The following is a 23,872-nucleotide window of genomic DNA, read 5'->3' on the forward strand; positions in this document are numbered from 1 at the left end:
CTCAGTAGCCGAGATAGGATTTGCGGACGTCTTCGTTGTTCGCGATGTCCTTGGCATTGCCCGACATCACGATCCGTCCGGTTTCGATCACATAGGCCTGGTCGGCGAGTTCGAGCGCCAGCTGAGCATTCTGCTCGACCACCAGGATGGTCACCTTTTCCTCGCGATTGATCTTGCCGAGGATGCGGAACAGGTCGCGCACGATCAGCGGCGCGAGGCCGAATGACGGCTCGTCGAGCAGCATCAGGCGCGGCCGCAGCATCAGCGCCCGCGCCACCGCGAGCATCTGCTGCTCGCCGCCGGAGAGCGTGCCGGCCTGCTGGGTGTAGCGCTGCTTCAGCACCGGGAAATGCTCGTACATCCGCTCGATGTCGGAGCCGATCGCCTTCTTGTCGGGGCGGCTGATGGCGCCGAGCTGCAGGTTTTCCTCGACCGTCATGTTGGTGAAGGTGCCGCGGCCCTGTGGCACGTGAGCGATGCCGAGGCGGACTACGTTTTCGGTCGAGCGCGTGCCGATCGGCTTGCCCTCGAACTCGATCGCACCCGTGGAGCGCACCATGTTGCAGATCGCCCGCAGCGTCGTGGTCTTGCCGGCGCCGTTGGCGCCGAGCAGGGTGGTCAGCGAGCCCTCGTTGAGCGAAAAGGAGAGGCCGTGCAGGGCCTGAACCTGGCCGTAATAGGCGCGCAGGTCCTTGACGTTGAGCATCGTGGTCATTGGTCCTTGCTCCCCAGATAGGCCTTGATGACATCAGGGTCGGCCTGGACCTGGGCCGGCGTGCCTTCGGCAAGCTTGCGGCCGAAATTGAGCGCGACGACGTGGTCGGCGATCGACATCACGAGACCCATGTGATGCTCGACCAGCAGCACGGTGATCTTGCGGTCGTCGCGGATTTTGCGGATCAGGTCGCCGAGCACATAGACTTCCTCGTGATTGAGGCCGCCGGCCGGCTCGTCGAGCAGCAGGATCTTCGGGTCTGCGGCCAGGGCGCGCGCCAGTTCGACGCGCTTCTGGGTGCCGAACGGAAGTCCCGAGACCACGGTGTGGGCGACGTCCTCGAGATCGAGATAGCCGAGGATGTCGTGCACCTTCTTGTTCATGTCGGTCTCGCCGCGGCGGACCCAGGCGAGGCGCAGCGAGTCGCTGACGATGTCGCTTGAGGTGCGCGCATGCGCGCCGACGCGCACATTGTCGATCACGGACAGGTTGGGAAACAGCGCGACGTTCTGGAAGGTGCGGCCGATGCCGATCTCGGCGATCCGGTGCGGCGGGCGCGACAGGATGCTCTTGCCTTCCATCAGGATGTCGCCGGACGACGGCTGATAGAGCCGCGACAGGCAATTGAACAGCGTCGTCTTGCCGGCGCCGTTCGGCCCGATCAGTCCGAGGATCTGTCCGTGGCGCATGTCGAACGACACGCCGTTCAGTGCGATGATGCCGCCGAACACGACGCTGACGTCGCGAACCGCGAGCAGGGGATCGTTCCCCTGCGCGAGTTGTGCCTGCGTCATCTCGTCTCGCCCGCCGTCTTCGAGCGGTGCGAGCGGCCCTGCGATGCGTTTCGCTGGACGTGATGGAGGCTATCTGATCCCCTCGGCCAAACGTGCAACTTTCCCTCCTACTCTGGTCTTTTTGCGTTCTTCTTTTTTGGATTGCGGCGCCATTCCACCGAGCGCCTGCTCGATGTTCCTTACCATCGCCACAAGACGAGGTCCAATGTCGTTGAGCAATCTGTCTTCCGTGAAGCGGAATGCCGGCGCGCCGCAATTGAAGGCGTAAGGACCGGTTCCGTCGTTCAATCTCAATGCAACGCCGACCGCGGCGACGTCGTTCTGCCAGTCGCCTGCGGACATCGTGAAGCCGTGCTTCGCGACCGTCTCGCCGGAGCGCTCGATGCCGTCGCGCATCTTGGCCCAGCGGCTGCCGTAGTGATCGCGCAGCTCGCGCAGTAAAGCCGCACGCTCGTCGGGCGGCAATGCCCAAATATAGGCACGTCCCATCGCCGTGGTTGCGATCGGCACCCGCGAGCCGACGTCGAGTTGTACGCCGAGCGCCAGGCCGTTCCGGCTCTGGCCGAAATAGATCATGCTGTGGCGGTCGCGGCCACCGACCGCGACTGCGCCGCCGGTCGCGCGCATCACTTCTTCTCGATAGGGCTCGGACAAATGCCGAACGCCGAGATTGGCGAGCGCGGCGTAGCCGAGTGCCATCGCCGACGGCGCGAGCTGGTACTTCTCGAACTTCGGTACAGGTGTAAGGTATCCCAGCTTGGTGAGCGTGTAGGTCAGCCGGGAAATGGTTGGCTTCGGTAACTTGGTGCGGGCGGCAATCTCCTGATTGCCGAGCAGCCCGTCATTGGGTTGGAATGCGCGCAGGACGTCCAGTCCGCGGGAAAGCGCGACGACGAAATTGCGATCGGTCGCGGCTTTCTTGCTAGCGCGCTTCATCCCTATCCTTGCCCTGCCCTTGTCATGCTCGTTGACAAGGCACGTGCTTCAAAATAACCCTCCATGTCAAGATGTGGAATTAAATTTCGCAGTGCGAAATTGGTCTAATCGTAGCGGCTCAACGCAAGTCGTGCAGCTACTCAACACAAGTCCAAGAACAAGCATCCAGGGAGAGTCCCGGTGAGTGAAGTCGTCAAGCTCGAACGTCATGACAATATTGCCGTCGTCACGGTTAACAGTCCGCCTGTGAATGCGCTGAGCGCCGCGGTGCGCGGCGGCATTTTCGAGTGCATCAAGAGCGCGATCGATGACGCGCAGGTTCAGGGCATCGTGCTGACCTGCGCCGGCCGCACCTTCATCGCCGGCGCCGACATCACCGAATTCGGCAAGCCGCCGAAGCCGCCCGGGCTCGCCGAAGTGCTGAGCCTGATGGAGAGTTCGCCGAAGCCGATCGTTGCCGCGATCCACGGCACCGCGCTCGGCGGCGGTCTCGAGGTCGCGCTGGCCTGCCACTACCGTGTCGCCACCAAGGACGCCAAGCTCGGTCTGCCCGAGGTGAAGCTCGGCCTGCTGCCGCGCGCCGGCGGCACCCAGCGCCTGCCGCGCGCGGTCGGTCCCGAGCTCGCGGTCAAGATGATCGTCGGCGGCGATCCGATCGGCGCGGACGCGGCGCTGAAGGCCGGCCTGATCGAGGAGATCGTCGAGGGTCCGGCCTCGGGCGGTGAGGCATTTGCGCGCAAGGTGGTCGCCGAGAAGCGTCCGCTGCGCAAGCTGCGCGATGACGACTCTAAGCTCGCCGCGGCCAAGGCCGATCGTTCGATCTTCACCAATGCGGTCGCTGCGCTGACCAAGAAGTCGCGCGGCCTCGAGGCGCCGTTTGCCGCAGCCGACGCCGTCGGCGCCGCGATCGACCTGCCGTTCGACGAGGGCCTGAAGAAGGAGCGCGAGGGCTTCCTCAAGCTGATGAACGGCGACCAGTCCAAGGCACAGCGCTACGCGTTCTTCGCCGAGCGCGAGGCCGCCAAGATCTCCGGTGTCCCCGAGGGCACCAAGGGCCGCAACGTGGCGCGCGTCGCCATCCTCGGCGCCGGCACCATGGGCGGCGGCATCGCGATGTCGTTCGCCAATGCCGGCATCCCGGTCACCCTGATCGAGACCGGCGAGGAGCAGCTCAAGCGCGGCATGGGCATCATGCAGAAGAACTACGAGGCGACCGCCGCGCGCGGCGGCATCCCGGCGGACGCGCCCGCCAAGCGGATGGCGCTGATCAACGGTGTCGTCGGCATCGAGAACGTCGGCGACGCCGACCTCGTGATCGAGGCGGTGTTCGAGACCATGGCGGTCAAGAAGGAAGTGTTCGGCAAGCTCGACCAGTATGCCAAGCCGGGCGCGGTGCTGGCCTCCAACACCTCCTATCTCAACATCGACGAGATCGCGCAGTCGACCAAGCGTCCGCAGGACGTGCTCGGCATGCACTTCTTCTCGCCGGCCAACGTCATGAAGCTGTGCGAGATCGTGCGCGCCGACAAGACCGCGCCGGACGCGCTGGTCACCGCCGTCTCGATCGCCCGCAAGATCGCCAAGGTGCCGGCGGTGGTCGGCGTCTGCGACGGCTTCGTCGGCAATCGCATGCTGGCGCAGCGCGGCAAGCAGTCCGAGAAGCTGCTGTTCGAAGGCGCCCTGCCGCAGCAGGTCGACGCCGTGGTGACGAAGTTCGGCATGCCGATGGGCCCGTTCGCGATGGGCGATCTTGCCGGCCTCGATATCGGCTGGCGCTCGCGCAAGGACCGCGGTATCAAGTCGGAGATCGCCGACGCGCTCTGCGAGGCCGGCCGCTTCGGCCAGAAGACCGGCAAGGGCTACTACAAGTACGAGGCGGGCTCGCGCGCGGCGCTGCCCGATCCGGAGGTCGAGAAGCTGATCGACGAGACGCTGGCGCGCCTCGGCCGCAAGAAGCGCGTCGTCAGCGACGACGAGATCCTCGAGCGCATGATGTACCCGATGATCAACGAAGGCGCGAAGATCCTCGCCGAGGGCATCGCGGCGCGTCCGTCGGATATCGACGTGGTCTGGCTCTATGGCTATGGCTGGCCGATCTATCGCGGCGGTCCGATGTTCTGGGCGGACACCGTCGGTCTCAAGCACATCGCCGATCGCCTGGCCTTCTACGCCAAGGAGACCAACGATCCCTCGCTCGAGCCGGCGCCGCTGCTCAAGAAGCTCGCCGACGAGGGCAAGACCTTCGCCTCGCTCGCCGCGCCGTCGAAGGCGGCGTGATCGAGCGACGGCCCAACCATGTGTCGTTCCGGGGCATCGCAAAGCGATGAACCCGGAACCCTTGGCGCCGTCGAACGAGTGGATTGATGGATTCCGGGCCTGGCTCTTCGGGCCATCCCGGAATGACGATCTTTAAAGTCCCTGCGAAGGCATCCATGACCTATCCCGGCGAACAATATTATCCCAAGGGCGTGCAGTGGAGCGACGAGATCACGCGCGGCACGCTGCCGGACCTGCTCTCGAGCGCCGCCGCCGAGTTCGGCGCGCGCCCGGTGCTCGAATTCCGCGACCGGCCGATCAGCTACGCCGAGCTGGAGGCCCTGGTCGAGACCGCGGCCGCGGCCTTCATGCGGGCCGGCTACGGCAAGGGCACGTCGGTCGCGCTGTTCCTCGGCAATTCGCCTGATCATCCGATCAATTTCTTCGGTGCGCTGAAGGCCGGCGCCCGCGTCGTGCATCTGTCGCCGCTCGACGGCGAGATCGCGCTATCGCACAAGCTGTCCGATTCCGGCGCGCGGGTGTTGGTCACCAGCAATTTGTCGGCGCTGTTGCCGACCGCGCTGAAATTCCTCGCCAAGGGTCTGCTCGATCGTCTGATCGTCTGCGAGGACGACAATTGGGGCAAGGTCGGCACGCCGCAAACCGCGCTGCCCGACAATCCTGCTGTCATCACACATCGCCAGTTCATCGACGGCGCGACCAGGCCGTCGCAATGGCCGGCGGTCGACGTCGAGGACGTCGCGCTGCTGCAATATACCGGCGGCACCACCGGCCTGCCCAAGGGTGCCATGCTCAGCCACGGCAATCTCACCGCGGCGGTGTCGATCTACGACGTCTGGGGCAAGCCCGGGCGGCTCGAACGCAATGCGATCGAGCGCGTGATCTGCGTGCTGCCGCTGTTTCACATCTACGCGCTGACCGTCGTGCTGCTGTCGGCGATCCGGCGCGGCCATCTGATCTCGCTGCACCAGCGCTTCGACGTCGAGGCCGTAATGCGCGACATCGAGGTCAAGCGCGCGACGGTGTTTCCCGGCGTGCCGACGATGTGGATCGCGATCGCCTCGCTGCCCGATCTCGACAAGCGCGATCTGTCGTCGCTTGTGGTCGCCGGCTCCGGCGGCGCGCCACTGCCGGTCGAGGTCGCCAACATCTTCGAGCGCCGCGTCGGCACGAAGCTGAAGAGCGGCTGGGGCATGACCGAGACCTGCTCGCCCGGCACTGGCCATCCCAAGGAGGGGCCGGAGAAACCGGGCTCGATCGGTTTGATGCTGCCCGGCATCGAGATGGACGTGGTGTCGCTGGAGGATTCCACCAGGGTGATGCCGGTCGGCGAGGTCGGCGAAATCCGCATCCGCGGCCCGAACGTCACCAAGGGCTACTGGAACAGGCCGGCGGAGACGGCGGAGGCTTTCGTCGGCGACCGCTTCCTTACCGGCGACATCGGCTACGTGGATGCCGACGGCTATTTCTATCTGGTCGACCGCAAGAAGGACATGATCATCTCCGGCGGCTTCAACGTCTATCCGCAGATGATCGAGCAGGCGATCTACACCCATCCCGCCGTGCAGGAGGTGATCGTGATCGGCATTCCCGACGATTACCGCGGTGAAGCCGCAAAAGCCTTCATCAAGCTGCGCGACGGGCAGCCGGCGTTCTCGATCGACGAGCTGCGCACATTCCTCACCGGCAAGGTGGGCAAGCATGAACTTCCTGCAGCGCTCGAGTTCGTCGACGAATTGCCGCGCACCCCGGTTGGAAAGCTGTCGCGTCACGAATTGCGCCAGCAGCAGCCCAGGCCTTCTCAAACCAAGACTGCTCAAACCGAGACATCTCAATCTACGCAACAGCAGACTGCATCAGGATCCCGCTCATGACCGACGCCATTATCGTCTCCACCGCCCGCACGCCGATCGGCAAGGCCTATCGCGGCGCGCTCAACGTCACCGAGGGCGCGACCTTGCTCGGGCACGCGATCGGCGAAGCGGTGGCGCGCGCCAAGGTCGATCCGAAGGAGATCGAGGACGTGGTGATGGGCGCGGCGATGCAGCAGGGCGCGACCGGCGGCAACATCGCGCGCAAGGCGCTGCTCCGCGCCGGGCTGCCGGTGAGCGTTGCCGGCACCACGATCGACCGTCAGTGCGCCTCCGGCCTGCAGGCGATCGCGCTTGCCGCGCGCTCAGTGATCTTCGACGGCGTCGAGATCGCGGTCGGCGGTGGCGGCGAGTCGATCTCGCTGGTGCAGAACGACAAGATGAACTCGTTCCACGCCCAGGATCCGGCGCTGCTCAAGATCAAGGGCGAGGTCTACATGCCGATGATCGACACCGCCGAGATCGTTGCCAAGCGCTACAACATCTCGCGCGAGAAGCAGGACGAGTATGGGCTGGAAAGCCAGCGCCGCACCGCGGCTGCGCAGCAGGGCGGCAAGTTCAAGGAAGAGCTCGCGCCGATCACCACCATGATGGCCGTCACCGACAAGGCGACCGGTGCCGTCACGATGAAGGAGGTGACGCTGTCGCAAGACGAAGGTCCGCGGCCGGAGACCACCGCCGAAGGGCTCGCCAGCCTCAAGCCGGTGCGCGGTGAGGGTTTCACCATCACCGCCGGCAATGCCAGCCAGCTCTCGGACGGCGCCAGCGCCTCCGTGATCATGAGCGACAAGGAGGCCGCCAGGCGCGGGCTGAAGCCGCTCGGCATCTTCCGCGGCTTCGTCTCCGCCGGCTGCGAGCCGGACGAGATGGGCATCGGCCCGGTGTTCGCGGTGCCGCGTCTCCTGAAGCGCCATGGCCTCAAGGTCGACGACATCGATCTGTGGGAGCTCAACGAGGCGTTCGCGGTGCAGGTGCTCTATTGCCGCGACAAGCTCGGCATCGATCCGGAGAAGATCAACGTCAATGGCGGCGCGATCTCGGTCGGCCATCCCTACGGCATGTCGGGTGCGCGGCTCACCGGCCACGCGCTGATCGAGGGCCGCCGCCGCAAGGCCAAATACGCCGTCGTCACCATGTGCGTCGGTGGCGGCATGGGCGCGGCCGGCCTGTTCGAGGTGGTGCAGTAACGATGTCGTCCCGGCCAAGCGAAGCGCGAGCCGGGACCCATACGCCGCGGCCCTCGTAAGAGGCAGAGTGGCAGCCGGCTTTGTCAGTTGCGATGGCCGGTGGTTATGGGTCCCTGCTTTCGCAGGGACGACAGTAGAGAGTGACGAGGAAGTTGAATTTCAAAAGGAGGATCCGATGGATCTCGCTTTCACCAAGGAAGAGATAGCGTTTCGCGAGGAGGTGCGGGAGTTCTTCAAGAACAACGTGCCGCCGGAGACCCGGCGCAAGCTGCAGGAAGGCCGTCATCTGTCGAAGGACGAGATGGTCACCTGGTGGCGCATCCTCAACAAGAAGGGCTGGGGCGTCACCCACTGGCCGAAGGAATATGGCGGCACCGGCTGGAGCACCGTGCAGCACTACATCTTCAACGAGGAACTGCAGTCCTATCCCGCGCCGCAGCCGCTCGCCTTCGGCGTCAGCATGGTCGGTCCGGTCATCTACACCTTCGGCAACGAGAAGCAGAAGAAGGAATATCTGCCGCGGATCGCCAATGTCGACGACTGGTGGTGCCAGGGCTTCTCGGAGCCGGGCTCGGGTTCGGACCTCGCGTCGCTGAAGACCAAGGCCGAGCGTCGTGGCGACAAGTGGATCATCAACGGCCAGAAGACCTGGACCACGCTCGCCCAGCACGCCGACATGATCTTCTGCCTCTGCCGCACCGATCCGGCCGCGAAGAAGCAGATGGGCATCTCCTTCATCGTGTTCAGCATGAAGTCGAAGGGCGTCACCGTGCGCCCGATCCAGACCATCGACGGCGGCCACGAGGTCAACGAGGTGTTCTTCGACGACGTCGAGGTGCCCTACGAGAACCTGATCGGCGAGGAGAACAAGGGCTGGGATTACGCCAAATTCCTGCTCGGCAATGAACGCACCGGCATCGCCCGGGTCGGCGTTTCGAAGGAGCGGCTGCGCCGCATCCGCGCGCTGGCCTCCAAGGTCGAGGCCGGCGGCCGTCCGGTGATCGAGGATCCGGCGTTCCGCGAGAAGCTCACGGCCTGCGAGATCGAGCTGAAGGCGCTCGAGCTGACCCAGCTCCGCGTCGTCGCCGACGAGGGCAAGCACGGCAAGGGCAAGCCCAATCCGGCGTCCTCGGTGCTCAAGATCAAGGGCTCGGAGATCCAGCAGACCACCACCGAGCTGCTGATGGAGATCATCGGCCCGTTCGCCGCGCCATACGACGAGCACGGCGATGCCGGTTCCAACGAGAGCATGGATTGGACCGCGCAGATCGCGCCGAGCTACTTCAACAACCGCAAGGTTTCGATCTACGGCGGCTCCAACGAGATCCAGCGCAACATCATCAGCAAGGCCGTGCTGGGACTGTAGGCCACAAGTTCGGTGTCGTCCCCCGCGCAGGCGGGGGACCCAGTACGCCGAGGCGGTCGTGATTCCCAATGAGGGCCGCGGCGTACTGGATCCCCGCATTCGCGGGGATGACGGGTGGAGATCAGGGCAGGCGCCCGCGTGATTTTGGAGAGATGATAAAATGGATTTTGATCTGTCCGAGGAGCAGCGGCTTCTCAAGGAAAGCGTCGACGGGTTGCTGGCGGATGCCTACGACTTCGATGCGCGCAAGAAGTACATGAAGGAGAAGGGCGGCTGGAGCAAAGCGCTCTGGGGCAAGCTCGCCGAGCAGGGCCTGCTTGGTCTGCCCTTCGCGGAGACCGACGGCGGCTTCGGCGCCGGCGCGGTCGAGACCATGATCGTGATGGAAGCGCTCGGCAAGGCGCTGGTGGTCGAGCCTTATCTCGCCACCGTCGTGGTCGCCGGCGGTTTCCTGCGCCATGGCGGCTCGGCCGAGCAGAAGGCCAAGTACATTCCCGGCATCATCGACGGCAGCAAGACCTTCGGCTTTGCCCAGCTCGAGAAGAACTCGCGCTACGATCTGTTCGACGTCGTGACCACGGCCAAGAAGAAGGGCGCCGGCTGGGTGATCGACGGCGAGAAGTTCGTTGTGCTCAACGGCGAGAACGCCGACACGCTGATCGTGACCGCGCGCACCAAGGGCGGCCAGCGCGACAAGACCGGCATCGGCGTGTTCCTGGTTCCGGCGGATGCCAAGGGCGTCACCAGGAAGGGCTATCCGACCCAGGACGGCCTGCACGCGGCCGACATCACCTTCACCAATGTCGAGGTCGGTGCTGACGCTGCGATCGGCGATCCCGAGAACGGCCTGCCTTTGATCGAACGCGTTGCCGACGAAGCCCGCATTGCGCTGTGCGCGGAAGCCGTCGGCGCGATGGACGAGTCGCTGAAGGAGACCGTCGAGTACATCAAGACCCGCAAGCAGTTCGGCGTGGCGATCGGCTCGTTCCAGAGCCTGCAGCACCGTGCCGCCGACATGTTCGTGGCGCTGGAGCAGGCCCGCAGCATGTCGATGTTCGCGACCATGGCGTCGGATTTCAGCGATGCCAAGGAGCGTTCGTCGGCGGTCGCGGCTGCCAAGGTGCAGGTCGGCAAATCCCTGAAGTTCGTCGGCCAGCAGTCGATCCAGCTTCACGGCGGCATCGGCATGACCATGGAAGCCAAGATCGGCCACTACTTCAAGCGGCTGACCATGATCGAGAACACCCTCGGCGACACCGACTACCACCTCCGTCGCGTCAGCGAAGGCGGCGGGCTGCTGGCCTGAGATGTCGTTGCCGGGCTTGACCCGGCAACCCGTCGCTTTTCAAAAGATGGATGCGCGGGTCAAGCCCGCGCATGACGAGTCTTCGTAGAACTCAGGGAAACAACAACAATGAAAAACACCCCGTTCGATCTCACCGGCCAGGTCGCGGTCATCACCGGCTCGAGCCGCGGCATCGGCCGCTCCTCGGCCGAGCTTCTGGCCAAACTCGGCGCCAAGGTTGTGATCTCCTCGCGCAAGGCGGATGCTTGCGAAGAAGTCGCCGACGGCATCAAGAAGGCGGGCGGCGACGCGCTCGTCATCCCCTGCAACATCTCACGCCGCAACGAGGTCGAGGCGCTGGTCTCGGGCACGATCAAGCACTACGGCAAGATCGACATCCTGGTCTGCAACGCAGCGGTGAACCCGTATTACGGCCCGCTGCTCGACATCACGGACGAGGCGTTCGACAAGATCATGGGCGCCAACGTCAAGAGCAACATCTGGCTCTGCTCGCAGACCATCCCGCAGATGGCCGAGCGCGGCAAAGGCTCGGTCGTGATCATCTCCTCGATCGGCGGCCTGCGCGGCTCGACGGTGATCGGCGCCTACGGCATCTCCAAGGCGGCCGACTTCGCGCTGTGCCGCAGCCTCGCCGGCGAATGGGGCCCGAAGGGCGTGCGCGTCAATTGCGTGGCGCCGGGCCTGGTGAAGACCGACTTCGCCCGCGCGCTGTGGGAGGATCCGGACAATCTGAAGCGCCGCACCGCATCGACACCGCTCCGCCGCATCGGCGAGCCCGACGAGATCGCAGGCGCGGTGGCCTATCTCGCTTCCGACGCCTCGACCTTCATGACCGGCCAGACCATCGTGGTCGACGGCGGCGTCACGACGGCGGCGACGTAGGGGGCATGCTCGCTTCGCCTCTCCCGCTTGCGAGGAAGGCAGCGCGAACCAGTCACCACAAAATCAGTGTCGTCCCTGCGAAAGCAGGGACCCATACCCACCGCTTAGCACTGCTTGTGCAGGCTGTGGCCACAGCCTGCTCTAACAACTCGACCCTGTGGTTATGGGTCCCTGCTTTCGCAGGGACGACAGCGGAATATGCCGCGTGGGCCGACGACCACAATACTGGTGCCGTCCTTGCGAAAGCAGGGACGACGGCTTGCGGGAGGGGCGCAGCCCGCTCGGGGCTTCTACCTTTGCCTCAAACCTGCTCCAGCGCCCGCTCAAAATCCTCGATCAGGTCGTCGGGATGCTCGAGCCCGGCCGAGAAGCGAATAAAACCTTCGCTGATGCCGAGCTCGGCGCGGGCCTCCGGCGCCAGCCGCTGATGCGTCGTGGTCGCGGGATGCGTGACCAGGCTCTTGGCATCGCCGAGATTGTTGGAGATGCGCGAGATCTTCAGCGCGTTGAGGCAGCGGAAGGCGCCGGCCTTGCCGTCCTTCACCTCGAAGCCGACCAGCGTCGAGCCGGCGCCCATCTGCTTCTTCACCGTCTCGGCCTGCGGATGATCGGGGCGGCCCGGATAGACCAGCCGCGTGACCTTCGGATGTTTCGCCAGCGCCTCGGCGATCTTCGCCGCGTTCTCGGTCTGGGCGCGGACGCGGACGCCGAGCGTCTCCAGCCCCTTCAGCAGCACCCAGGCGTTGAACGGCGACAGCGACGGCCCGGTCTGGCGCATGAAATTGTGGATGTGCTCGGCGATGAAGGCTTCCGACGACAGGATGACGCCGCCGAGGCAGCGGCCCTGGCCGTCGATATGCTTGGTCGCGGAATAGACCACGACGTCGGCGCCGAGCGACAGCGGGCTCTGCCAGATCGGCGTCGCGAACACATTGTCGACGATCAGCCGGGCGCCGCCGCTATGCGCGATCTCTGCGATCGCGCCGATATCGAGCACGTCGAGCGTCGGATTGGTCGGGCTCTCCAGGAAGAAGGTCTTGGTGTTGGGCCGCAATGCGCGCTGCCACTGGTCGAGATCGAGGCCGTCGACCAGCGTCGTCTCGATGCCGTAGCGCGGCAACAGGTCCTGCACCACGTAGAGGCAGGAGCCGAACAGGGCCTTCGAGGCCACCACATGATCGCCGGCCTTCAGCGGCGCGAGGATCGCGGTGGTCACCGCGGCCATGCCGGTCGCGGTCGAGCGCGCGGCTTCCGCGCCCTCGAGCTCGATCATGCGGCGCTCGAACATCGCAATGGTCGGGTTGGAATAGCGCGAATAGATGAAGCCGGGGTCCTGGCCCTTGAAGCGCGCCTCGCATTGCTCGGCGGTGTCGTAGACGTAGCCCTGGGTGAGAAACAGCCCTTCCGACGTCTCTCCGAATTGCGAGCGCAGCGTGCCGCCGTGGACGAGGCGGGTTTCGGGACGAAAGCGGGCCGTGGTTTCAGATTCAGACATGTGACCTCCGAGGTGGCCATTTCCCCTGGAAACTGGCCACAAAAAAACCGGCCTGGAGCAACCTCCACAAGCCGGGATCACACTGTCCCCGGCCTGTTTAGCGACTTATTTAACGTGGCTGCAAGCCGGCCGGCTCAAATCACCACGGGATAAGTGCAGCTGATATTCCCTCGCGCCCTTTCCGTCAAGACGGTCATCGGATAACCCGTAAAAGCCCATATTTTGGGGCTTGATGGCCGCCTGGAGTATGATTTTTGGGCCATCTCGAGGGATCGCCGAGGGACCGCATCGTGTCGTTCACGCTGGAAGATGAATCCAACGGAATCCTGCCCGACCGCATGATCGCGGAGATGGCGGAGGCCGGCCTCATTCTGCCCGCCTATGACTTCGTCGAGAGCCAGATCCAGCCGGCCAGCCTCGATTTGCGCCTTGGCGACATCGCCTACCGGGTCCGTGCCAGCTTCCTGCCGGGGCCCGATGCCACCGTCGCCGAGCGGATCGACGAGCTGAAGCTGCACGAGATCGATCTGTCCGACGGCGCGGTGCTGGAGACCAACTGCGTCTACATCGTGCCGCTGCTGGAGAGCCTGGCGCTGCCGCCGGAGATCGTGGCCGCGGCCAACCCGAAGAGCTCGACCGGACGGCTCGACGTCTTCACCCGTGTGATCGCCGACGGCACCCGCCGCTTCGACATGATCGGCGCCGGCTATCACGGCCCGCTCTACGCCGAGATCAGCCCGAAGACGTTTCCCGTGCTGCTGCGCGAGGGGTCGCGGCTCAGCCAGGTCCGCTTCCGGATCGGCGAGGCGACGTTGACCGCCGACGAGCTCGATGCGCTGCATGCCGCCGAGCGGCTGGTCGATATCGACGATGCCGATCTCTCCGATGGCGTTGCGCTTTCCGTCGATCTCTCCGGCGAGAGCTCGGGTGGCTTCGTCGGCTATCGCGCCAAGCGTCACACCGGCGTGGTCGATGTCGATCGCCGCGGCGGCTATGCGGTCGACGATTTCTGGGAGCCGATCAAGGCGCGGCCCGACGGCAGCCTCATTCTCGATCCCGGCGAGTTCTACATCCTGGCGTCGAAAGAGGCGGTGCAGGTGCCGCCGGACTACGCCGCGGAGATGGTGCCGTTCGATCCGCTGGTCGGCGAATTCCGCGTCCACTATGCCGGCTTCTTCGATCCCGGTTTCGGCTATGCCGGCGCCGGCGGCAAGGGCGCGCGCGCCGTGCTGGAGGTGCGCTCGCGCGAGGTGCCGTTCATTCTCGAGCATGGCCAGATCGTCGGCCGCCTCGTCTATGAACGGATGCTCGAGCGCCCCGACGCGCTGTACGGCCAGCGCATCGGCTCGAACTATCAGGCGCAAGGCCTGAAGCTCTCCAAGCATTTTCGCGTGTAGCGGAATTCCTCCGCCATCATTCCCCGCGAAAGCGGGGAATCCAGTACGCCGCGGCCCCTCCATCGACAACGACTGTCTCTGGAATACTGGATCGCCCGATCAAGTCGGGCGATGACACTGCGCTTGGGTTTGGTTGCGTCGTCGTTTCGAGCGCGCGCTTAATTCCGTAGCCCGGATGAAGCGTAGCGAAATCCGGGACGCTGCATACGCGCATTGAGCTGCCCCGGATTGCGCTTCGCTGCATCCGGGCTACGATTGCGCGCGCGAGGCTTCATCTCGCCAACAAGAACAGCGGGAGCGGACATGACCGGAGAGCAGGACGCGCGCGAGGCTCAGTGGCGCAGATGGCGCAGCGTCGCCGATCTCTATCATGCCTTCTTCACCGGGCTGATCCTCACCGTCGTCACGCGGCGCGGCACCGCTGATGCCGCGGAATTCGTCTTCCGCGTATTTCGCCGCCAGCAGCAGGAACGCTTTCTCCCCGGCTTGAAGAAGCTCGGCCTCGACGGCCTGCCGCCGGCGGTCGCGGCCGCGCAGTATCATTATCTCTCCAACTGGATCGGCGGCGTGCATGTCGAATACATGTACGAGACCGACCGCAAGGCCTGGATCCGCTATCCGCCGCCGCGCTGGATCTGGAAGGGCACGGCGATCTGCGGCGTGCCCGGCGAGGTCTCGCGCGCGATGCTGCGCGGCTGGCACGCCAACAACGGCGTCGCGCTCGGGGATTTGCGGCTCGGCTTCGTCTGCACCAAGCAGAGTGTCGACGGCCAGGACGGCCTCGAAGGCTATTACTGCGAGTACGACCATCCGCTCGAGCTCGATCAGCGCCTGGTGTTCGCGCGCCATCTCGAGGCGCCGCTGTTCGATTCCAGAACCGCGCCGGCGCTGCCGGTCGACAGCTGGCCGAAGCCGCGGCTGGAAAAGGCCTATCGCAACTACGCGATGGAATATGTGAAGACCGCAGCGCCGGTCATCGTGCAGGTGTTCGGCCCGGAGGATGCGAGCTATCTGCTGCATCTCACCGGCAAGCTCATTGGCATGCAATATTACGACGAGGTCGCGCAGGCACTTGGCGGGAGCCGTGGCCGTGCCACGGAATTTGCCGCATTCCTGCGCACTCTCTTCGAGTCGCAGGACGATATCGCTGACATCACCGAATCCGAGGGCCAGTTCGAGATCCGCCAGCACGGCTGGAAGCTGATGGCCGATGTCGCCGACTATCATCCGGCCTGCGCCAGCGTGCTGACGGGCTTGTTCGAGGGGCTGGCCGCCGGCTGCGGACGGCATATTCCGGTGCATCTGAAGCCGAACCACGCCGCCGGCGCACCGTTCGTTTGGTCGATCGGCTAGCGCCAAGGTTCATCCGGGTTCACCTGCAATCGCGCAGGCCCCCCTTGCGTCCCGCGCACGTGGATTCCGTCGCCGCCATGGTAGGGAAACACCATGGCGCGGCTCCCCAGATCGCGCAGAGCGCGATCAGTAAAAGTGGGTACCGGTTTTGCGTCTGATCGCGCTCTGAATCATAAATTTTGGCGCATGACCTTTTCGCCAAACCGCTCACACTTTGGCGGGTCATGCGCCAGGGAGTAGAAATGTCCGATCTCGGCCTCGCCGAAATACCTGTCGACGAACAAGAGCGGCCGCTGCCGCCGCCGGTGACCAAGCCGGCGCGCAATGCGCTGCTCGACGGGCCGATCCTGCGCACGTTGCTCTGGCTGGCGTGGCCGAATGTGATCGCGCTCTCCGCCGGCACCTGCGTCGTCATCGCGGAGACTTCGTATATCGGCCGGCTCGGCGTCGAGTCGCTTGCGGCGATGGCGCTGGTGTTTCCCTGCGTGATCCTCACCATGACGATGTCCGGCGGCGCGATGGGCGGCGGCGTCGCATCCGCGATCGCGCGTGCGCTCGGTGCCGGCGAGATCGAGCGCGCCTCGACGCTGGCGATGCATGCGCTGCTGATCGGCCTGACCTTTGGTTTGACGTTCATGCTGGGCATGCTGATCTTCGGTCCGCGCCTGCTCGAATTGCTCGGCGGCCGCGGCAATGTGCTGGCGCAGGCGATCGCCTATTCGCAGGTGTTCTTCGGCGGCGCGATCCTGCCCTGGCTGATGAACACCATGGCCGGCATCCTGCGCGGCACCGGCAACATGAAGCTGCCGTCGACCATGATCCTGTCCTCGGCGGTGTGGCAGATCATTCTGGGCGGCACGCTCGGGCTCGGTCTCGGTCCGGTGCCGCAATTCGGCATGCGCGGCGTCGCCGCGGGGTCGCTGATCGCCTATTCGATCAGCATCAGCGTGATGGGCTGGTATCTGTTCTCGGGCCGCGCGCGCGTGAAGCCGAAGCTCAAGGGGCTGCGCGTGCAATGGGCGATGTTCATCGACATCCTCAAGGTCGGTGCCGTGTCCTGCTTCTCGCCGCTGCAATCGGTTCTGACGATCTCGATCTTCACCCACATGCTGGCGCAGTTCGGTACCGCGGTGCTCGCCGGCTACGGCATCGGCGCGCGGCTCGAATTCATGCTGACCTCGGTCGCTTTCGCGGTCGGCATCGCCTCGGTGCCGATGATCGGCATGGCGGTCGGCGCCGAGCGCGTCGCGCGGGCCCGGCGCATCGCCTGGACCGCGGGCACGGTGTCGTTCCTTGCGGTCGGCGTGGTCGGCAGCTTCATCGCCGTCTTCCCCGACCTCTGGGTCAATCTGTTCACCAACGATCCGCACGTGCGGGCGACCAGCCATCAATATCTTTCGACCGCCGCGCCGATGTACGCCTTCATCGGCCTTGCGATGTCGATGTATTTCTCCTCGCAGGGCGCGGCGAAGGTGCTGGGTCCGGTGCTGGCGCAGACCGCGCGGCTGATCTTCATCGGCGCCGGCGGCTGGTGGCTGTCGACGCATGGGGCGAGCGCGCAGAACTTCTTCGCACTCGCCGCAGCCTCGATGGGGGTGCTCGGCGTGCTGTCCTGCCTCAGCGTGATCCTGACGCGCTGGGGCAAATCAGCGCCGGTCGCCGAGGCGCAGCCGGCGCTGTCGTAGGCTCTCTCAATCCGTCATCCTGAGGAGCCGCGAAGCGGCGTCTCGAAGGATCGACGGCCCCGGTGCTTCGGCATTCGCTCCTGGAAACAGCAGGGCTGTCGCCCTTCGAGACGGCCGCTTCGCGGCCTCCTCCAGCGACAAAGGCGAAGCCTTTGCGCGGGGGTGACGGTCGTGGTTTGAATGCGCGGCCAGTCGCGTGACCTAGCGGATCACGCCGCGTTCTTCTCCTTGAAGGATTTGGCCATCGCCGCTTGCATCGCCGCCGCGCCGAGATCCATCTGCGCATGCATGTAGGGCGCGACCTCGTGCGGCAGCACGTCGGCGATCCACACCACGCGGCAGCGCGTGTCGCCCTCGGCGAACACCTGCACCGAGGCGGAATGCTGCTTCAACCGTTCGCTGCTGATCGCATAGACCAGCCGCTCTCGGTTGTCGTCGCAATCGACCAGCGTCTCGCGCGCCACGGTGCCGTTGGCGAAAGTGACGGTGCGGACGTCGCCGTCGAGTTGCGTGTCGGTCACGAAGCCCGGCACCAGCCGCGTATGCAGCGCGCCGAAATCGCGCAACGCGTCCCAGACATGATCAGCCGGCGCGTCGATCTGGATATTCTTGTGAATGGAAGCCATGATTGTAGCCTTTCGGGTGGTTGTCATCCCCGCGCAAAGGCTTCGCCTTTGTCGCTGGAGGTGCGAGCTGCGCGATGCCCCGGCATCGCGTTCCTGAGCGAGCCTCGAAGGATGACCGGATCTCGCTCGGGGCCATCCTTCGAGACGCCGCGCGTTGCGCGGCTCCTCAGGATGACGTTGGAATGCGCGGCTTTTTGTCAGGTGGCCACCGCCTCGACATTGTTGCCGTCGGGGTCGAGCAGGAACGCCGCGTAATAGGTCGGGCTATAATCCTTGCGATGGCCCGCCGCGCCGTTGTCCTTGCCGCCGGCTTTCAGGCCTTCGGTATGGAATGTCTTGATCGCGTCATGGCTCGGCGCGCGGAACGCAACGTGCGCGCTGCCTTGGGGTTTGCCCTTGTGCAAATGCAGCCAGAGCGCGGGCTCGCCCTTCGGGCCGAAGCCGGCGCCACTGTCGTCGCGCGAGCAGAGCACAAAGCCGAGCGGCGCCAGCACCGCGGTGTAGAAGCGCACGCTGGCGTCGAGGTCGGCAACGCGCAATCCGATATGATCGTACATCAGGAAATCTCCAGTCGCTATGCGCGTCGAAAGACGCGCGGACTGGAGCAGCCTAGCTATTGCAGCGCGAGACGTTCTTGGAAAATCTTGCGGTCGCCGCGCGAGGCCTGGCGGAACTTCAGCGGCGAGGCGCCGGCGGCGCGGTGGAAGCTGCGCACGAAATTGGACAGGTCGCCGAAGCCGACATCATAGGCGATGTCGGTGATCGGGCTGTCGTCGTCGGCGAGCCGCCGCGCCGCATGACGCAGCCGCGAGCGCACGAGATATTGATGCGGGGTGACGCCGAGCACGGCGGAAAACAGCCGCAGGAAATGGAAGGTGCTCAAGCCGGCCTGTTCCGCGGTATCGTCGAGGTCGATCTGATGATGTGAATTGGCGTCGATCCACAGCGCGGCCTCGACGGCACGGCGGCGATCGCGCAAGCCTGCGGTGAGGGGCTTCGTCTCGCGGTCGGACACCAGCTCGACAAGGCGGCTGGTGAGGAGGTGACCGATCTCGTCGAGACCGACGTCGCTGTTGCCAGCTGCGGCCGTTTGCGCGAGTTCGCCGATCACCATCAGTTCCGGCAGCGGCGGCACCGACCCGACCTGCCAGACCGCCGCGCGGTCGCCGATGGTCTCGACCAGCTCCGGGTCCAGGAAGAACGACAGGCATTCGTCACCGACCACGTGGTCGTGCGTGCAGGTGTATTCATCGCCGGGATGGCCGACCAGGATCGAGCCTGCCACCAGCTCATGGAAGCGGCCGCGGCAATGGCAGCCGAAGCTGCCGCTGCGCACATAGGACACCGAGTGGGAGGCGAACTGCTCGGCGAACGGCTTGTCGCCGGGTTCCGCCGTGCAGCGGAACTCGTTCACCGTGATGCGATCGCGCTGCAGCAGCGTGGTTCGGACCATACCCGGGATTTAAGCTTGCGGCCGGGACCGTGCAACGGGCAGCAGCACATCAAAAAGGGTCTTGCTGGTGGTCGGCTGGGCGCCCTCGATCGACAGCAGCCGCCGCTTCGAGATGCTGCCGCCGTTCGGCGAGATCCGGTCGGCATAATTGCCCGCCTCGAGCACGCGGTGGCAGGGCACCATGACCATGAAGGGATTGCGGCCGAGCGCCTGTGCCACCGAATAGACCGCGCCGGACGCGCGCAAGGCGCTCGCCACCTCGTCATAGGTCCGGGTTTCGCCGCGGGGAATGGTGCGGACAAACTGGTAGACGCGTGCGTTGAACGCCGGGATGCCGCTCATGTCGAGCGCAATACCGGCAAGGTCCCCAATGCCGCCGCGCACGGTCGCAGCGATGCCCTCGATCGCGACAGCGACCTCCTCGGGAGGGCGCATCTCGCGTGCATCTGGATAAAGCTTGAATAGCCGCTTGCGGGTCTCGATCTCGCGCAGCTCGGGAAGCTGCACGCCGGCTACGCCGAGTTCACCCCACGCGATACCGCATCGGCCGATCGCCGTGTCGAAAATAGTGTACCCACGCCCCGCCATGACGCCACTAGCCCCCATGCGCGCGATCTTAACATCGTCGCCGGTGTGCGCATCTTGAATCTTGACGTTTAGCTAACCATGTCGCGACCCGTTCTGTGTGACCCCGCCAATTACCAGTCACGCATCTTAAAGGCTTTGCCCGCTATCTGGTCGTCAGCATGCTGCTCCATGGTACGATCGGCGGAACGATGACCAGCACCGGCGCGGATATCGCGCGCGGCGGCAAAGCTGTGGCCGGGACATCGGCCGGGCGTCGTCATCCGCTGTTCGCATTGCTGTTGCTGGCCTTGGTCCTGCGCCTTGCGGCCGCGCTCTGGCCCAACGTGATGTATCCGGACGAGATCTTTCAATATCTCGAGCCAGCGTGGCGAATGCTCGGCCATGACGGCATTTTGACGTGGGAGTGGCGCGAAGGCATTCGCGGCTGGTTGCTGCCGACATTGCTGGCTGGGCCGGTCGCGGTGGGTGGCTTGATTGCGCCGGGCGGCGAGGGCGCTTTCCTGGTGCCACGCCTGGCCGCCGCAACAGCGTCGCTGTCGATCGTGGTCAGCGCCTGGTACTTCGGTGCCCGGATCTCGCGAACCCATGCCATCGTCGCGGCATTCGCGGCTGCGGTCTGGTTCGAGTTGATCCTGCTCGCGCCGCACACATTGGGCGAGCCGTTGGCGACGGCGCTGATCGTGCCGGCGGCGCTGCTGGTGACCGGTCGTCCGTCGCAGCGGCATCTCGCGATCGGCGGCGCGTTGCTCGCTTTCGCCTTTGTCTGCCGCTTTCAGTACGCGCCGGCCATCGCCGTGCTTGCGCTCGGCGCCTGCTGGATGCGTTGGCGAAACCTGATTCCCTTGATCGCGGGCGGTCTTGCCGCGTTGATGCTCTCCGCCGCGATCGACCTTGCGCATGGCGCCGTGCCGTTCGCCTGGCTGATCGGCAACATCAGGGAAAACCTGCTGCACGATCGCGCGACCGAGTTCGGCGTGACGCCGGCTTCGGCCTATCTCGTCAACTTCCTGATCGTGTGGTCGGCGGCGATCGTGTTGCCGCTCGCTGCGATCTGGCGCGGCTCGCGCCACGCGCCGCTGTTGCTGGCCGTGGCGTTGGTCAACCTCGTCTTCCACAGCCTGATCGCGCACAAGGAATACCGCTTCGTCTTCCTGTCGGTGGCGCTCTTCATCATCGTCGCGGCGCTGGGATCGGCCGATTGGGTGCAATGGCTGCGCGCAAGACCCGGGTGGCGCCGCTGGGCATTGCCGATCGTCACCGGCGGCTGGGCCTTGCTCTCGGTGACGCTCGCCGGTGCCAGCGAGGGGATGCGCGACTACTGGACGCGCGGTGTCGGCGCGGCGCGGCTCGCCGCCGAACTGCGCAGCGATCCGCAGCTGTGCGGCCTCGCACTTTACAATGTCCGTTTCCAGCTGTTGCCGGGGCGGGAACGATTGGTTGGGGCGACGCCGCTTTATGCGCTCGAGCCCGCCGATCCGCTCGCCGAGCTGATCCTGCCGCCGCTGTTGCAGGCGACCAGGCCGGCCTTCAACCGCATCCTCGCGCGGCCCGCGGCCGCCGGTGATCTGCCGGCGGATTTTTCAAGGCAAAGCTGTGCCCGCGTCGGCATCGCCGATGCCTGCATCTATGCGCGAAGCGGCAGTTGCGACGCATCCGCCGCCGCGCCTTTTGTCATCAATGCCGTGCTCGTGAGGATGGGCCACTAGCGGGCGCGGTGCGGCGATCCGCTCCAATGCGCGCTTGATCCGCTGCCTCCGCCCGGGCTATGGTCCGGCCGGTCGCACCGGGCAGGGGCGACCTCAAGCAATTGAGATCGCGGGCGTAGTTCAATGGTAGAACGGCAGCTTCCCAAGCTGCATACGAGGGTTCGATTCCCTTCGCCCGCTCCAGCCTTCAGGCAAATGTCGCAGGACAGTTTGTCGGCAAGGCAATGTATTTGACGACAGCAGGAGACGTGACGTGAGGTTGCTTGGAGCGCTGCTGCTTGCGCTAGGCGTGCTTTGGATGACGAGGCCGGCATCCGCGCAAATGTATGATCCGCGCTATCCCGTCTGCATGCATGTTTACGGTGAGTTGGTCGGCGAACGCATGGACTGCATCTTCACGTCGCTGGATCAGTGCCAGGCCAGCGCTGTGGGCATGCCGGCGACCTGTCTGGTCAACCCCTATTATGCGCCGAGGTCGGCGCGTCCTTACCGGCCTGAACGATGACCTTTCCGCTCGTATTGGCGAGCGTCATTTGAGATCAGTGCATGGCATGGTGGTACTACGCGCTCTTCGCGATCGTTCTGCTCGGATGTTGTGCATTGGTGGTTCGCGCCCGCCGCGGCAGCAATGAAAGAGAAGACGAGGAGCTGAACCGGCGGATTGACGAGCGCGTCGATCGCCTCGATCTCCCCCGGCGCAATCGCAACAGGGATTCCTGACCCGGGCGATCCGCAGACGGCCTTCGCTATTATCCCGGGATATTACGGCGATCTGTTCACGCAACGTGCGCGCCTAACGAACCGTACTCGACCTGTTCTTCTCACAACGCGCAGTTATGTTTCCGTAGTTCTCCGCGTTTGAGAACGAAGTTCCACCGGAACGATGTCGCGGGTTCCGGCATTGGTCGAACAGAGCCGACCGACCTCCGGCGAGAACGGTCGGTTCAAGCCCGCGCCGGGCCGTTCCCTCTCAACAGCCCCCCTAGAAGACGGCCGGCGCGGGTCCTTATCCCGGTTCTGCCCGATGTGACGAGGCTGCGCGCCGGTCGAGTATCGCTGACGTTGCGCGATGGATTCAGCGCCACCCCAAAGCGGGCGCGATCTGGGTCAGGATCGTCTCGATCACATGCGTGTTGTAGGCAACGCCGAGTTGATTGGGGACGGTCAGAAGCAAGGTATCGGCCTCTGCGATCGCTTCATCCGTCTTGAGCTGCTCGATCAGCCTGTCCGGCTCGGCTGCGTAGCCGCGGCCGAAGATCGCGCGCGTCCTCTCGTCGATGAAGCCGATCTGGTCTTCCTCCTGCCCGTTGCCGAAATAGGTGCGGTCGCGATCGTCGACCAGCGCGAAGATGCTGCGGCTCACCGAGACCCGCGGCTCGCGCGTGTGCCCGGCCTCCTTCCAGGCGGCGCGATAGGCGCGGATCTGGGCCGCCTGCTGGATATGGAAGGCCTCTCCGGTCTCGTCGTTCTTCAGCGTCGAGCTCTGCAGGTTCATCCCGAGCTTCGCCGCCCACACCGCGGTGGCGTTCGAGCCGGCGCCCCACCAGATGCGTTCGCGCAGGCCTTCCGAGAGCGGTTCGAGCCGCAGCAGGCCGGGAGGATTGGGAAACATCGGCCGTGGATTGGGCTGCGCAAATCCCTGGCCGCGCAGCATGTCGAGGAAGATCTCGGCATGACGCCGGCCCATGTCGGCGTCGGTCTCGCCCTCGCCCGGCTGATAGCCGAAATAGCGCCAGCCATCGATCACCTGCTCGGGCGAGCCGCGGCTGATGCCGAGTTGCAGGCGTCCCCTCGCGATCAGGTCGGCCGCGCCGGCGTCCTCGATCATGTAGAGCGGATTTTCGTAGCGCATGTCGATCACGGCGGTGCCGATTTCGATCCGGCTGGTCCTGGCGCCGACCGCCGCCAGCAGCGGGAACGGCGAGGCCAGCTGGCGCGCGAAGTGATGGACGCGAAAATATGCGCCGTCCGCGCCGAGCTCTTCGGCGGCGACCGCGAGGTCGATGGATTGCAGCAGCACATCCGCGGCCGAGCGGGCCTGCGACTGCGGCGAGGGCGTCCAGTGCCCGAACGAAAGGAATCCGATTTTCTTCATGTCGGCAATGTAGGGATGTCCGCGACGAATTGCGATCCGCGATGTGACCCGCGAATGACCGAAAGTGTTTACCAGCCGGGAGATTTTTCTGCGGCAGACGTTGCGGGTTTTGCAGATCGCGCCGTTGCGCAAGTGCTGCA

General features: G+C 65.2%; 21 protein-coding genes, 1 tRNA gene and 1 riboswitch. Of the genes, 13 read left to right on the forward strand and 9 right to left on the reverse strand.

Annotation, left to right across the window (positions count from 1 at the left end):
* Position 1: 1 nt before the first annotated feature.
* The 3 genes from AC1VNY_RS01730 to AC1VNY_RS01740 all read right to left on the reverse strand — a co-directional run bounded on the left by AC1VNY_RS01730 (position 2) and on the right by AC1VNY_RS01740 (position 2,445).
* Positions 2-715, reverse strand: coding sequence for an ABC transporter ATP-binding protein (locus tag AC1VNY_RS01730; protein WP_028339070.1), 714 nt, complete (start codon positions 713-715; stop codon positions 2-4).
* A complete protein-coding gene (locus tag AC1VNY_RS01735; protein ID WP_016847575.1) occupies positions 712-1,509 on the reverse strand; it encodes an ABC transporter ATP-binding protein in 798 nt (265 codons plus the stop codon). The genes AC1VNY_RS01730 and AC1VNY_RS01735 overlap by 4 nt, the downstream gene beginning before the upstream one ends.
* Positions 1,510-1,578: 69 nt before the next feature.
* The gene (locus AC1VNY_RS01740) at positions 1,579-2,445 is read right to left on the reverse strand and encodes an IclR family transcriptional regulator (RefSeq protein WP_018269093.1); all 867 of its coding nucleotides are present in this window, start codon (positions 2,443-2,445) and stop codon (positions 1,579-1,581) included.
* A 180-nt stretch (positions 2,446-2,625) separates the two neighbouring features.
* Here AC1VNY_RS01740 and AC1VNY_RS01745 point away from each other — a divergent pair, with 180 nt between their 5' ends.
* The 6 genes from AC1VNY_RS01745 (at position 2,626) to AC1VNY_RS01770 (ending at position 11,334) form a co-directional block, all read left to right on the forward strand.
* Entirely contained in the window at positions 2,626-4,722 is a 2,097-nt protein-coding gene (locus AC1VNY_RS01745; RefSeq protein ID WP_482403861.1) for a 3-hydroxyacyl-CoA dehydrogenase NAD-binding domain-containing protein, read from the forward strand.
* A 155-nt stretch (positions 4,723-4,877) separates the two neighbouring features.
* The gene (gene pimA, locus AC1VNY_RS01750; RefSeq protein WP_482403862.1) at positions 4,878-6,596 is read left to right on the forward strand and encodes a dicarboxylate--CoA ligase PimA; all 1,719 of its coding nucleotides are present in this window, start codon (positions 4,878-4,880) and stop codon (positions 6,594-6,596) included.
* On the forward strand, positions 6,593-7,780 hold the full coding sequence (locus AC1VNY_RS01755; RefSeq protein WP_482403863.1) for an acetyl-CoA C-acyltransferase: 1,188 nt from the start codon (positions 6,593-6,595) through the stop codon (positions 7,778-7,780). The genes pimA and AC1VNY_RS01755 overlap by 4 nt, the downstream gene beginning before the upstream one ends.
* 175 nt (positions 7,781-7,955) lie before the next feature.
* On the forward strand, positions 7,956-9,146 hold the full coding sequence (gene pimC / locus AC1VNY_RS01760) for a pimeloyl-CoA dehydrogenase large subunit (protein WP_057016017.1): 1,191 nt from the start codon (positions 7,956-7,958) through the stop codon (positions 9,144-9,146).
* 160 nt (positions 9,147-9,306) lie between these two features.
* The gene (gene pimD, locus AC1VNY_RS01765) at positions 9,307-10,452 is read left to right on the forward strand and encodes a pimeloyl-CoA dehydrogenase small subunit (RefSeq protein WP_482403864.1); all 1,146 of its coding nucleotides are present in this window, start codon (positions 9,307-9,309) and stop codon (positions 10,450-10,452) included.
* Positions 10,453-10,560: 108 nt separating this feature from the next.
* The gene (locus AC1VNY_RS01770; protein WP_106320824.1) at positions 10,561-11,334 is read left to right on the forward strand and encodes an SDR family NAD(P)-dependent oxidoreductase; all 774 of its coding nucleotides are present in this window, start codon (positions 10,561-10,563) and stop codon (positions 11,332-11,334) included.
* Between the two features lie 301 nt (positions 11,335-11,635).
* Here AC1VNY_RS01770 and AC1VNY_RS01775 read toward each other — a convergent pair whose 3' ends face one another.
* Positions 11,636-12,829 (reverse strand): O-succinylhomoserine sulfhydrylase, encoded by a 1,194-nt coding sequence (locus tag AC1VNY_RS01775; protein ID WP_482403865.1) that lies wholly within the window; start codon positions 12,827-12,829, stop codon positions 11,636-11,638.
* A gap of 76 nt (positions 12,830-12,905) precedes the next feature.
* Positions 12,906-12,985, reverse strand: a riboswitch (SAM riboswitch).
* 134 nt (positions 12,986-13,119) lie between these two features.
* Between AC1VNY_RS01775 and AC1VNY_RS01780 the strand changes: the two genes are divergently transcribed.
* The 3 genes from AC1VNY_RS01780 (at position 13,120) to AC1VNY_RS01790 (ending at position 17,264) form a co-directional block, all read left to right on the forward strand.
* Complete coding sequence (locus AC1VNY_RS01780; protein ID WP_028339061.1) at positions 13,120-14,226, forward strand: 2'-deoxycytidine 5'-triphosphate deaminase; 1,107 nt, start codon at positions 13,120-13,122, stop codon at positions 14,224-14,226.
* Positions 14,227-14,529: 303 nt separating this feature from the next.
* Positions 14,530-15,579 carry a hypothetical protein gene (locus AC1VNY_RS01785; RefSeq protein ID WP_482403866.1) on the forward strand — a complete coding sequence of 350 codons (1,050 nt, stop codon included), beginning with the start codon at positions 14,530-14,532 and terminating at the stop codon, positions 15,577-15,579.
* Between the two features lie 242 nt (positions 15,580-15,821).
* Positions 15,822-17,264, forward strand: coding sequence for an MATE family efflux transporter (locus AC1VNY_RS01790; RefSeq protein WP_482403867.1), 1,443 nt, complete (start codon positions 15,822-15,824; stop codon positions 17,262-17,264).
* Positions 17,265-17,473: 209 nt separating this feature from the next.
* Here the strand turns inward: AC1VNY_RS01790 and AC1VNY_RS01795 are convergent, their stop codons facing one another.
* From AC1VNY_RS01795 to AC1VNY_RS01810, 4 genes are all read right to left on the reverse strand, one after another.
* Positions 17,474-17,890 carry an SRPBCC family protein gene (locus AC1VNY_RS01795; RefSeq protein WP_482403868.1) on the reverse strand — a complete coding sequence of 139 codons (417 nt, stop codon included), beginning with the start codon at positions 17,888-17,890 and terminating at the stop codon, positions 17,474-17,476.
* 197 nt (positions 17,891-18,087) lie between these two features.
* Positions 18,088-18,447 carry a VOC family protein gene (locus AC1VNY_RS01800; protein ID WP_482403869.1) on the reverse strand — a complete coding sequence of 120 codons (360 nt, stop codon included), beginning with the start codon at positions 18,445-18,447 and terminating at the stop codon, positions 18,088-18,090.
* A gap of 56 nt (positions 18,448-18,503) precedes the next feature.
* Positions 18,504-19,343, reverse strand: a complete 840-nt coding sequence (locus AC1VNY_RS01805) for a helix-turn-helix transcriptional regulator (protein WP_482403870.1) — start codon at positions 19,341-19,343, stop codon at positions 18,504-18,506.
* Between the two features lie 9 nt (positions 19,344-19,352).
* Positions 19,353-19,931: a methylated-DNA--[protein]-cysteine S-methyltransferase gene (locus AC1VNY_RS01810; protein WP_482403871.1), complete on the reverse strand. Its 579-nt coding sequence runs from the start codon at positions 19,929-19,931 to the stop codon at positions 19,353-19,355.
* Between the two features lie 158 nt (positions 19,932-20,089).
* Here AC1VNY_RS01810 and AC1VNY_RS01815 point away from each other — a divergent pair, with 158 nt between their 5' ends.
* The 4 genes from AC1VNY_RS01815 (at position 20,090) to AC1VNY_RS01830 (ending at position 22,357) form a co-directional block, all read left to right on the forward strand.
* The gene (locus AC1VNY_RS01815) at positions 20,090-21,637 is read left to right on the forward strand and encodes a glycosyltransferase family protein (protein WP_482403872.1); all 1,548 of its coding nucleotides are present in this window, start codon (positions 20,090-20,092) and stop codon (positions 21,635-21,637) included.
* 109 nt (positions 21,638-21,746) lie between these two features.
* Positions 21,747-21,820 (forward strand) — tRNA-Gly (locus AC1VNY_RS01820).
* 70 nt (positions 21,821-21,890) lie between these two features.
* Positions 21,891-22,142 (forward strand): DUF3551 domain-containing protein, encoded by a 252-nt coding sequence (locus AC1VNY_RS01825; RefSeq protein WP_028339053.1) that lies wholly within the window; start codon positions 21,891-21,893, stop codon positions 22,140-22,142.
* A 41-nt stretch (positions 22,143-22,183) separates the two neighbouring features.
* A complete protein-coding gene (locus AC1VNY_RS01830; RefSeq protein ID WP_482403873.1) occupies positions 22,184-22,357 on the forward strand; it encodes a hypothetical protein in 174 nt (57 codons plus the stop codon).
* Between the two features lie 355 nt (positions 22,358-22,712).
* Here AC1VNY_RS01830 and AC1VNY_RS01835 read toward each other — a convergent pair whose 3' ends face one another.
* Entirely contained in the window at positions 22,713-23,732 is a 1,020-nt protein-coding gene (locus tag AC1VNY_RS01835) for an LLM class flavin-dependent oxidoreductase (protein WP_482403874.1), read from the reverse strand.
* Between the last annotated feature and the right edge of the window lie 140 nt (positions 23,733-23,872).

The sequence above is a fragment of the Bradyrhizobium ferriligni genome (assembly GCF_056837965.1).